Origin of the sequence: Wansuia hejianensis (genome assembly GCF_014337215.1) — a bacterium.
In the GTDB taxonomy this organism is placed as follows: Bacteria; Bacillota; Clostridia; order Lachnospirales; family Lachnospiraceae; genus Scatomonas; species Scatomonas hejianensis.
In genome coordinates this window covers 487,096-497,814 of the sequence record NZ_CP060635.1, presented here as the reverse complement: position 1 = coordinate 497,814, position 10,719 = coordinate 487,096, and the positions used below count along the sequence as shown (strand labels likewise).

Genomic DNA, 10,719 nt, shown 5'->3' with positions numbered 1-10,719 from the left:
CAGCTCTGCTGTCCGGCCTCTGCCGGATAAACCTGTTTCATGATATCACTGATATTTCCAATACAGATGCAGTCTGCTTTATGATCGGAATAATGGGCCTCATTATTAATCAGCGCCACAATCCGTCCGTTAAAATACTTCACCAGAGAGCCCAGCGAAGACATCAGATTGCATCCCACAACCAGCAGCGTATCCGCTCTGGAAACCAGATCGGCCGCCTGAGTCATGATCAGGTTGTCCAGTATCTCGCCTTTCAGGGCCACGCCAGGGTGTATGACTGCTCCGCACGCCTCACAGAGTGGCAGCGGTGTGTGGCCCAGTATATAGTCCGCATCATATTTCTTCCCGCAGCGCGGGCAGGCATTCTCATCGATATTCCCATAAAGCTGTATCACATTCCGGCAGCCGGCCCGCCGGGACAGATTCAGGAACCCTCTGGTCACAATACCCAGAAGCCGTCCATCCTCTTCCATGCGTTTCAGAGCAAAATTACACTCGTCCGGCTCGCCTCTTTTCTTCAGTATTTCTTCCCGGTAAAATTTGTAAAAAGTCTTGGGCCGGTTCTGATAGAAAGTGCTGGAAAAAATTTCATCCGTAGAATATCCGTATTTTAATTCAATTTCGCCGCTGTATTCATCCCTGTAGAAATCGCTGCCATGTTCAACAGCCGGAGCCCGGCCCAGCAGGCAGACGACGCTTCTGCTTGTTTCCAAAATACTCTTCAAATACTCAATACTCATCTTCCGTCCCCTCCCCAATTTACAAAAGGTGTGGAATTAAGCCTCCACACCTTTGTCCTTTAAATAATCTATTACGGAACCAACTGTTGTCAGGTTCGTCAGGTCATCAGCCGGTATCTCAATGGAATACTCTTCCTCAAGGGCCATGACCAGTTCAAACAAATCCAGTGAATCGGCACCCAGATCATCCTTAAAATTAGTTTCTTCCGTAATAGTATCCTCCTCACAGTTAAACTGCTCAGCAAGGATCTGCCTCATTTTCTCTAACATAAAACTTGTCTCCTCCGATTTTTTACATTGCGGAACGGCTCAGGCTGTTCCCACTCCCTGCCAGGGCCATAAAGTAATTTGACAATCAAAGTGTAATTGCTTATCCATGATTTGTCAATATGTTTTCGCCATTTTTTTGTGGAGATACTTCATCCTGAAAACGTATCCTCCTGGAAACACTCAGCGCGATACCAATCTCAGCCATCAGGAACAAGACCGAAGTACCTCCGTAACTGACGAAGGGAAGCGTGACTCCCGTAGTAGGTATCACATTCAACACGACACAGATGTTCAGAATAACCTGCAGGGATATATGAACGAATATGCCGCTGACCATCAGTGTCCCGTACAGATCCGGAGCATTCTGCGCGATGAAAAACAGCCTGTACAGCAGATACCCGAACAGCAGCAGCACCAGAATCGCTCCAAACAGCCCCAGCTCCTCACAGATAATGGAAAAGATCATATCGTTCTGGGCCTCAGGGATCGTAGCCAGCTTCTGTGTGCTGTTGCCAAGCCCCTTGCCGAAAAATCCCCCCGATCCGATAGCGTACAGCCCCTGAAGCACCTGATAACCGCCCATGGCAGAATATTTCTCCGGGTCCAGCCAGGCCAGAACCCTTCGAATCCGGAAATGTGAGCTCCCGTCCATATTCTGTGAAAGATAAAAAATACCTGCAGCCACGATCAACGCAATCACAACTACCGCGATCAGAAACGGCCTGGTCTTCGGGTGAGCCAGAAAAATCATGACACAGGAAATCCCCAGGATGATCAGGGCGGTACTCAGATTCTCTGTAAAATAGTAGGCTCCTACTGCCTGAACCCCCCCCAGAAATAGGAGGAAGATCACCGCCTTTTTTGAATTCACCTGTTTTCCCATCTTCAGTATGATATAAGACAGGAACAGGATTACCGCAATCTTGGCAATCTCCGACGGCTGGAACTGGATGCCCAGCTTCAGCCATCGTTTTGCGCCTCCCGCCTCCACTCCGAAGCTGGTATACTTTACCATCGCCATCAGAACCAGTGACAGCCCAAACAGATAGGGCGACCATTTCAAAAACAGATGATAGTCCATTCTGGAAATCAGAAGGGCAACCGCCACTGACCCCAGGCTGATCAAAGCCTGGCGCCTGAAATAATACATATCATCGCCAAGTTTGGTTGCTGCCTCATAAGAACTGGCACTGTAAAGCATCACAAGTCCAAAACAAATTAATATAATCACGACGGCCAACAGATTGTAATCATAAAAATCTGCCTTCCGCCGTTCCCTTCTTCTCTTGCCCGCAGAACGGTTCTGCATATACTCACTCCCCGTATTGATCCTCCGCCGGCCTGTCCGGCAGAGATTTACCTGATTATAACATATCCCTTCCAGATTGTGAACCCTAAGCTTTTCCACAGGGCCGGAGCTGGCCCCGCTGCCGCTCCCCTTTGCGGATATTCTTTTCGTCTTTTAATGTATGAACATCTATGCTATACTGAGGCTAAAGGCTGCCCGTCCCGAAGCGGCCGGCAAGGGAGGATAAAAAAATGTGGAAACGGGAAGTTAAATCGATCATTCTGGTTGCGCTGTCTGCCGCCTGCATGGCTTTTAACATCAATAGCTTTGTCAACGTGGTAGGACTCTACCCCGGAGGCTTTAACGGCATCGCGCTTCTCGTACAGAGGGCCGGATCATCTTTTTTCCAGGTGGGAATCGCATTCTCTCTGATCAGCTATCCTCTGAACATACTTGCGCTGCTTTTGAGCTATAAATCCCTCGGCAGGAGATTCCTGATCTATACCTGCCTTTCCGTAGGGCTCTGCGGCCTGCTGACCGACATCATCCCTGCCCTCCCCATAACCGACGATGTGCTTCTTGCCAGCGTATTCGGCGGCATCATCAACGGGGTCTGCATCAGCCTGGCCATGATTGTAGGCGGTTCCACCGGAGGCCTGGACATACTGGCTAACGTATACGGCCACAAGCTCAACAAAGATCCCTGGAACATAACTCTCGGCGTCAACTGCCTGATCCTTCTGGCCGCCGGGCTGCTGTTCGGCTGGGATAAAGCTCTGTATTCCATCATTTTCCAGTATGCCTCCACCCAGATTATCCATCTGTTATATAAGAAATACCAGCAGGCCACCCTGTTCATCATCAGCGACCAGTATCAGCAGATATACCAGACGATCATGGAGCACACCCATCACAGTGCCACCGTTCTGGACGGTACCGGCTGTTTTACGAATGAAGAAAAGAAATTAATCTACTCTGTAGTCTCCGGCCAGCAGGTCAAAAGCCTGATCCGGGAAATACGTAAGGTGGACGGGAAAGCCTTTATCAATATTGTGAAAACCACAGAGCTGGATGGAAGGTTCATCTACAAAGACTAAATGGGCTAAACCCTTGCCAGTTATTTCATGGCATATTTCAGCAGTGTGAAGAAGGAGGGATTCTGCTCCAGCTCTCCCAGTATCACTTTACGGACCAGCTCCGGGTCGTCGGTAATGATATTATCAGCTCCGCAGTCCACCATCCGCTGCATGTCTCCCTGATAATTCAGTGTCCACGCGCAGACTTCTTTTCCTAACGCATGGGCTCTCCGCACAAACCCCTGATTCAGATACGTATACTTAACACTGAAAAAGTCTGCCGCAGTCAGCTTTGACAGATCCCCATAGATCATGGACATGGTATATCCGGTCGTGATCTTTGGATTCAGCTCTTTTGCCTGCTCAAGGAATTTATAATTCATAGAAGTAAGAACACAGCTGTCTTCGAATCCCTGGTCTTCTATAATCTTAACCACCTTTTTAACGATCTGGCTGTTATGGCCGTTATATTTGATCTCAATGTTCAGGCGGATCTTTCCCTTACAGCATTCAATGACCTCATTCAGGGTGGGTATTTTCTCTCCTCGGAACTTTTTGTGGAATTTGATTCCTGCATCCAGCTGGCTCACCTCGTCATAGGTCAGGTTCCAAATATTGGCGTTCAGTCCGGTCACCCTTTTCAGGTTGTTGTCATGGAGCAGGACAATTTCTCCATCCTTTGTCTCCTGGACGTCTATTTCCGCATAATCAGCCATGGCCTCTATCGCATATTCCATAGCGCTGATGGTGTTCTCCGGCGCCATTCTCGCTCCGCCCCGGTGGGCCGTTACAGCTACGTAATTCTGAGCAGCCGCCTTGTTCGGCACGCTGGTCCCGGCAAAATAAAGGATCAGAATCGATTCCAGGGCAAAGATCAGCACCGTCACCATGAATGTCATGTACCGTCCTGTCATCACAGCGAGGAATCTGCCCCGCGGCTGCGGCGACTGCCTGATAACCACCGGCTTTTCCGACCTTGCAAAAAATGTATACATGAAAAGCAGGCCGGCCACAGTCCCCATGGCGCCCGCCAGGACTCCTGCCCCCACCTGGATCCAGTTCCCATAGATCAGCACCGCACTGACAAGGCTTCCGGAATCTCTGGTGAGCTTCACTGCCGCCACCATCACTACCAGCATAATAAAATAGATTACCAGCACCGCCACCAGGACAAAGAGCTGCAGCAAAAAGGAATACAGCACATCTCTCTTCCATCTGCCCTTCAGCATCTGTCCCGTATGCTCTCTCACCTCTCTGCCGTCCTCCAGCCTCAACAGCCGAAAAGGCATTGTGAAAGAAAAGAACATCGAGCCCACCAGCATCAATACCAGCAACAGGACAAAAAACCATTTCGGCAAAAATTCATAGACCTTCTGCAGGGTAACCATCGCCAGCTTGGCCTGAGAAAATTCCCATATAATCAGATGGAAGTACAGATACGGCGCACAGCCTGCCATATACAGAATCCAGCGCAGCGGATATCTTCGGACAAAATGGCCGCATCCTGCAAACCCTGCACGGATCATTCCAGGCATTGTGATCCGTTCCCTCTTCCAGCTCCTTTCAAAGCAGCTCAGTATCCCGTAGCTTTCAAAAAGGATCAGAAAAAAAGCGGCGAGAAGGACTGCCGCCATAGCCAGAACCGTCAGCGGATGCGAGATAAAATTGCTGTAGTTGTCCAGCGTCATATAACTGTAGCCTTGATATTCCAGCAGCCGGTTTACCAGCCACCCGCCTCCCTTCAGGAGAAGCAGTGAGGTAAACACCCGGTACGCAATCTCAAACAACACCAGGCTTTTCCAGTTTTCTTTAATAATTTCAAATACAGATTTAAAATATTCTTTCATTTGTACGTCCTGTTTTTGTTCATATTTCGTCTACAAAGTTTTCACAAAACTTTCAAAGCCAACTCATACTTTCCTCATACTTTTTCTATATCATAGAATCAAACAAAGGCAAACAGACTTTTTCATATATAATTTTCTTTTTCATATGCCAGCACTCCGTCAGGAGCGCTGGCCCTCCTTTTGCTATGACACTTCTAGTATCTCACCATTCTCACGCTATTATTTCTATTATAATTGATCCCCTGTCTTCGTCAACCGTTTCTTAATGCTGATTTTCTCTGATATTTCTTCATCCCATACAAAAAATTTACATATATTTACGGTTTTCTTTGCCTATCTTTTACATACTATGTTATAATAAAAATGTCTGCGGGTCAAAGGTTATTTCAGGCACCGCATAAACAAAATAGAAAGCAAATATTTTAAACAGGGAGATTAACTGACATGGACATTTCATTTGCTGCTTTCTGGGGACAGGTCACCTCAAATCCGATGTTGATGGTTTCTGTTATTCTGACTCTTGCCGTCATTTTCGTCAACGGCTGGACAGATGCCCCAAATGCGATTGCCACCTGCGTTACTACCCGATGCATGGAGGCAAAACCAGCGATTCTGCTGGCTGCTGTATTCAATTTCCTGGGTGTGTCAGTCATGACATTACTCAACTCCTCAGTTGCAATGACAATCAAAGATATGGTCAATTTCCAGGGGAATAACGAAGACGCTCTCGTGGCGCTGTGTGCCGCTCTGGTCGCCATCGTCGTCTGGGCCGTCGCCGCATGGTACTTCGGCATCCCTACCAGCGAGAGCCATGCCTTAATCGCCGGCCTTTCAGGCGCCGCTATCGCCCTGCAGAACAGTTTCCGGGGTATTAACGGCAGCGAATGGATCAAGGTCATCTATGGCCTCGTGCTTTCTGCCGTTCTGGGCTTTATCCTAGGCTTCCTGGTCTGCCGGCTGACCACTTTCCTATGCCGTAACATGGACCGGAGGAAAACAGACGGATTTTTCAAATCCGCCCAGATCGTCGGCGCCTCGATGACAGCATTCATGCACGGCGCCCAGGACGGCCAGAAATTCATGGGAGTCCTGATCCTGGGAGTCTTCCTGATGAATGGACAGGACACTACCGCGGGGGTTGCACTACCCGTCTGGATGATGCTGCTGTGCTCAGTCGTCATGGGCATAGGAACCAGCGTGGGCGGCAAGAAAATCATTAAATCTGTGGGTATGGATATGGTGAAGCTGGAGAAATATCAGGGCTTTTCAGCCGATATCGCCGCATCTGCCTGCCTGCTTCTGTCCTCACTGTTCGGAATACCGGTCAGCACAACCCATACCAAGACCACGGCCATCATGGGCGTAGGCGCGGTTAAGCGGATCTCAGCCATTAATATGAGAGTCGTTAAGGATATGGTTCTGACCTGGGTGCTCACCTTCCCGGGCTGCGGGATCATTGGTTTTCTGATGGCCAAGCTGTTTATGGCAATATTTTAACGATAAACAAAGGAAAGAGGTATTCATATGTCGAAGAAAAGTGATATGATTTATTTTGATAATTTCGTGGCCTGTGCGGACTGTGCCGTGCGGGCTGCCAAAATCCTGGAACGGGTTGTCGAAAATTTTAATCCCGAACGGCTCAGTGAGAGCATTGACGAGATCCATGAGATTGAGCACGAAGCTGATGTGAAAAAGCATTCACTGATGGAAGAACTGATGAAGGCTTTCATCACTCCCATCGAACGTGAAGATATTATGGCCATCAGCCAATATCTGGACGATATCACCGATAAGATCGAAGACGTGGTCCTGCGCATCTACATCTGCAATGTCCAGTCCATCCGTCCAGAATCTGTCCGTTTCGCAAAGCTGGCCATCCGCTGTTGTGAAATGGTTAAAAAAACCATGCAGGAGTTCCCGGAATTCAAGAAATCCAAAGAACTTCTCCAGAGTTTGATTGAAATCAACCGTCTGGAAGAAGAAGGCGACAGGCTCTATCTGGATTCCATGCGGACGCTTCACACCGGCACCACCGACCCTGTGGAAATCATTGTCTGGCGCGATATTTTCAAATATCTGGAGGATTGTATCGACGCCTGTGAACATACTTCCGATATCGTAGAGACAGTTATCATGAAAAACACCTGATTCAAATGACAGGTATCTTCAGAGATACCAGGCATCCGGACATGCAGTCAGCTCTTATGGGAGACAGGCTGCATGTCTTTTTTATTTTCATAATTTTTTCTTCTTTACCGTACATTACCGCCAGCTTCATACATCCACATAGTTTTCCAGCATAACAGATTCAATTTAGAAAAAACTATTAATGACACTTTTAAACCTTTTTCATAAAATAATATTGAAGCTATTTCAAAGAAAGGAATCGTATGGATAATTATCGTATGAATCGGGGCGGATGCCGTCAAAACATGCCAAATAACTGTCAGCCGCAACAGCAGCCCCGCCGGAATAACTGCCAGCAGCCTTCCGGCTGTTCCAACACTAGAGATTTTTCTGAAATGTTCCGGCACCTGGACGATCACTTGCCTGTTGCTATGGGATATGTCCCCTATCAGAAATGGGGTAAAACTTTCGAATTATGCAAAGCTCTTCAGGTGGGGACTATTTTCCCTGACCTCTGCAAACCGTTTTGTGGGAAAGGAGGTGGCGTTTGTCGATGATGCAGAATAAAATGTCTAAGGAACAGCTTTTATGCTGGATCAATCAGGTTAGTTTCGCTGTCAGCGATATGATCCTGTTTCTGGATACCCATCCGGAAGATGAAGAGGCCCGCGCCTACTTCGAAGAAAAATCTGCCCTGCGCAATGAGGCTCTGGATGAATATGCACATTGCTATGGCCCTCTCACTATTGATACTGCCAACGACACCTGCTCCCGTTCCTGGGAATGGGTAAACCAGCCCTGGCCCTGGGAGCTGAATAAGAAGGGAGGCTGCCGTTAAATGTGGAATTATGAGAAAAGACTTCAGTATCCTGTAAATATTACAAAACCGAACGCTATGCTGGCGCAGGTTATCATCAGCCAGTACGGTGGTCCTGACGGAGAAATGGGCGCTTCCATGCGTTATCTCTCTCAGCGTTTTGCAGCCCCGAACCGGATGGCCATGGGCGTTTTAAACGACGTCGGAACAGAGGAGCTTGCTCATCTGGAAATGGTATCCACCATCGTACACCAGTTAACGTGCAACCTGACTATGGAGGAAATTGAAAAATCTGGTTTTGCCAACTACTACGTGGATCATACCACTGGCATATGGCCCCAGGCAGCAGGCGGAATTCCCTTCAATGCCTGTGAATTTCAGAGCAAGGGCGACCCTCTGACCGACTTGTTTGAAGACCTGGCGGCTGAGCAGAAGGCCCGTTCCACTTACGACAACATCCTCCGGCTGGTGAAGGATCCGGAAGTCGCCGACCCGATCCGTTTCCTCCGCGCACGTGAAGTCGTGCATTTCCAGCGTTTCGGAGAAGCAATCCGAAGCGTACAGGAACAGCTTGATTTCAAGAATTTCTACGCCTTCAACCCATCCTTCGACGCTCCTGTCACCTGTCCGCCCTGCGACTGCGACGAATAAAGAGCATGCCGGAGAATGCCGGAATGAAAATGAGCGCACGCCCAATCACGGGCGATGCGCTCTTTCTGATTGATCTTCTTTTTCTTTCTGTCATTCTGTGCTAAAATTGTCTTAGAATACCTGGTTCAGCTATTATGCCGGGTTCAAAGGAGCACAACACGAATGATAACGACACAGCTAATTACTGAGTGGGGAGAACGCCTGGACCCCAACCACGTTCTCGAAGAATATCCCCGGCCCCAGCTCATGAGGGATTCCTGGCTCAGCCTGAATGGCTTCTGGGACTACGCCTTTACGGACACGCCGGATTATCCGGACTTTTTTGAAGGCACCATCCTTGTGCCATTTTCTCCTGAATCTCTGCTTTCACGGGTCCACCGCCAGTTGATGCCGGACGGGTATCTCTGGTATGAACGCACCCTGCCCATCCATTCAATTCTGTCCGAAAAGCGCTGCATCCTGCATTTCGGGGCAGCCGACCAATGCGCCCTGGTCTTATTGAACGGCCGGAAGGCCTGCCGGCATGTGGGCGGATATCTTCCATTTGAGACAGATATCACGAAATATCTGGAAGAAGGGGAAAATACGCTCACCGTGCGCATTCAGGATTTTACAGACCAATCCTATCACAGCCGGGGGAAACAGAGCCTGCGCCCGGACGGCATGTTCTACACTGCCCAGAGCGGACTGTGGCAGACCGTGTGGCTGGAATGGGTGCCCGATACATATATCAGAGACTTCCGGATAACGCCTGACATCGATGCAGAAACCGTCCGCTTTGATCTGGCCTTCTCCGGCGCTCCTGGCAAAGCGGCTGCCTGCCCTGTTCAATACCGGATCTACCAAGACGGGCAGTGTGTTGTCAGTGGTTCCTCTCTCAGGCCCAGTTTCACGGTTTCCCTCCCGGATCCTCATCTCTGGACGCCGGAAGACCCTCATCTCTATCTGGTAAAACTGACAGCCGGGGAAGATACTGTGACCGGCTACTTTGCCATGCGTTCCTATACTATCGAACGCGACGGAGGGAACATCCCCCGCTTCTGTCTGAACCACAGCTCCCTTTTTCTTAACGGCGTCCTGGACCAGGGTTACTGGCCGGACGGCCTGTACACGGCTCCTTCGGATGAGGCGCTCATCTATGATATCCGCAAAATGAAAGAACTGGGGTTTAACCTTCTGAGAAAACACGGAAAAATCGAACCGGCCCGGTGGTATTACCACTGTGACCGGCTGGGCATGATCGTCTGGCAGGATATGGTGAACGGAGGAGGATATTTTAAAGGGCCCCACACCTGGATACCCAATGTGCTGCTTCCATTCCAGAAGGGGATATCCGATACGTCGGGCAATTACTGGTTCTTCGGCCGCAGAAACCAGAAGGGCCGTGAAGAATTTGTTCGTGAGGCTGCCCATACGATGGCGCTGCTGTCACATTTTCCCAGTGTAGCCACCTATGTCCTTTTCAATGAGGGCTGGGGGCAGTTCGAGGCTTCCCGCCTGACCTCCGTCCTGAAACGCCGCTTTCCGGGAAGCCTGATCGATTCCGCCAGCGGCTGGTTCGACCAGGGCTGCGGCGACTACGACAGCCTCCACATTTATTTTCACAAGCTCTCCCTGAGGGGCGGCGGAAAAAGACGGTGTTGTGTCCTGTCTGAGTACGGCGGCTTTGCCTGCCGTATACCGGGCCACATGGCCGTAACTAAGGGCTTCGGCTATCGGGATACGCAGTCCCCCGCTAAATTCCGGCAGGCGTTCCATAGCGCCCTGGAAAAAGAGATGCCCTCCCTGGTGGCCCAGGGGCTTTCCGCTGCCATCTTCACCCAGCTCTCAGACGTGGAGGGCGAATTAAACGGGATTCTGACCTATGACAGAAAAATCTGCAAGCTCGACCCATAAAACGAAA

At 49.6% G+C, this 10,719-nt stretch carries 10 protein-coding genes and 1 pseudogene; 7 read left to right on the top strand and 4 right to left on the bottom strand.

Going from position 1 to position 10,719, the window contains the following annotated elements; translation table 11 throughout:
• Nucleotides 1-176: 176 nt before the first annotated feature.
• The 3 genes and pseudogenes from H9Q79_RS18460 to H9Q79_RS02325 form a co-directional block, all read right to left on the bottom strand.
• Nucleotides 177-740, bottom strand: a pseudogene (locus tag H9Q79_RS18460) (Sir2 family NAD-dependent protein deacetylase); the annotation flags it as partial.
• A gap of 36 nt (nt 741-776) precedes the next feature.
• Nucleotides 777-1,010, bottom strand: a complete 234-nt coding sequence (gene acpP, locus H9Q79_RS02330) for an acyl carrier protein (protein WP_118642350.1) — start codon at nt 1,008-1,010, stop codon at nt 777-779.
• 100 nt (nt 1,011-1,110) lie between these two features.
• Nucleotides 1,111-2,319: an FtsW/RodA/SpoVE family cell cycle protein gene (locus H9Q79_RS02325; RefSeq protein WP_118642520.1), complete on the bottom strand. Its 1,209-nt coding sequence runs from the start codon at nt 2,317-2,319 to the stop codon at nt 1,111-1,113.
• 230 nt (nt 2,320-2,549) lie between these two features.
• On the opposite strand from H9Q79_RS02325, the gene H9Q79_RS02320 reads away from it, so the two are divergent.
• Nucleotides 2,550-3,395, top strand: a complete 846-nt coding sequence (locus H9Q79_RS02320) for a YitT family protein (RefSeq protein ID WP_118642352.1) — start codon at nt 2,550-2,552, stop codon at nt 3,393-3,395.
• 20 nt (nt 3,396-3,415) lie between these two features.
• Here the strand turns inward: H9Q79_RS02320 and H9Q79_RS02315 are convergent, their stop codons facing one another.
• Nucleotides 3,416-5,221 carry a glycerophosphodiester phosphodiesterase gene (locus tag H9Q79_RS02315; protein WP_249329124.1) on the bottom strand — a complete coding sequence of 602 codons (1,806 nt, stop codon included), beginning with the start codon at nt 5,219-5,221 and terminating at the stop codon, nt 3,416-3,418.
• A gap of 444 nt (nt 5,222-5,665) precedes the next feature.
• Here H9Q79_RS02315 and H9Q79_RS02310 point away from each other — a divergent pair, with 444 nt between their 5' ends.
• The 6 genes from H9Q79_RS02310 (at nt 5,666) to H9Q79_RS02290 (ending at nt 10,712) form a co-directional block, all read left to right on the top strand.
• A complete protein-coding gene (locus H9Q79_RS02310; RefSeq protein WP_249329123.1) occupies nt 5,666-6,718 on the top strand; it encodes an inorganic phosphate transporter in 1,053 nt (350 codons plus the stop codon).
• A gap of 27 nt (nt 6,719-6,745) precedes the next feature.
• Entirely contained in the window at nt 6,746-7,369 is a 624-nt protein-coding gene (locus H9Q79_RS02305) for a DUF47 domain-containing protein (RefSeq protein WP_118642358.1), read from the top strand.
• 242 nt (nt 7,370-7,611) lie between these two features.
• Nucleotides 7,612-7,905 carry a spore coat associated protein CotJA gene (locus tag H9Q79_RS18315; protein WP_330596890.1) on the top strand — a complete coding sequence of 98 codons (294 nt, stop codon included), beginning with the start codon at nt 7,612-7,614 and terminating at the stop codon, nt 7,903-7,905.
• Nucleotides 7,902-8,186 (top strand): spore coat protein CotJB, encoded by a 285-nt coding sequence (locus tag H9Q79_RS02300; RefSeq protein ID WP_118642364.1) that lies wholly within the window; start codon nt 7,902-7,904, stop codon nt 8,184-8,186. Before H9Q79_RS18315 ends, H9Q79_RS02300 begins: the two co-directional genes overlap by 4 nt.
• Nucleotides 8,187-8,816 carry a manganese catalase family protein gene (locus H9Q79_RS02295; RefSeq protein WP_118642366.1) on the top strand — a complete coding sequence of 210 codons (630 nt, stop codon included), beginning with the start codon at nt 8,187-8,189 and terminating at the stop codon, nt 8,814-8,816.
• 162 nt (nt 8,817-8,978) lie between these two features.
• Entirely contained in the window at nt 8,979-10,712 is a 1,734-nt protein-coding gene (locus tag H9Q79_RS02290; RefSeq protein ID WP_249329122.1) for a glycoside hydrolase family 2 protein, read from the top strand.
• The last annotated feature ends 7 nt before the right edge of the window (nt 10,713-10,719 follow it).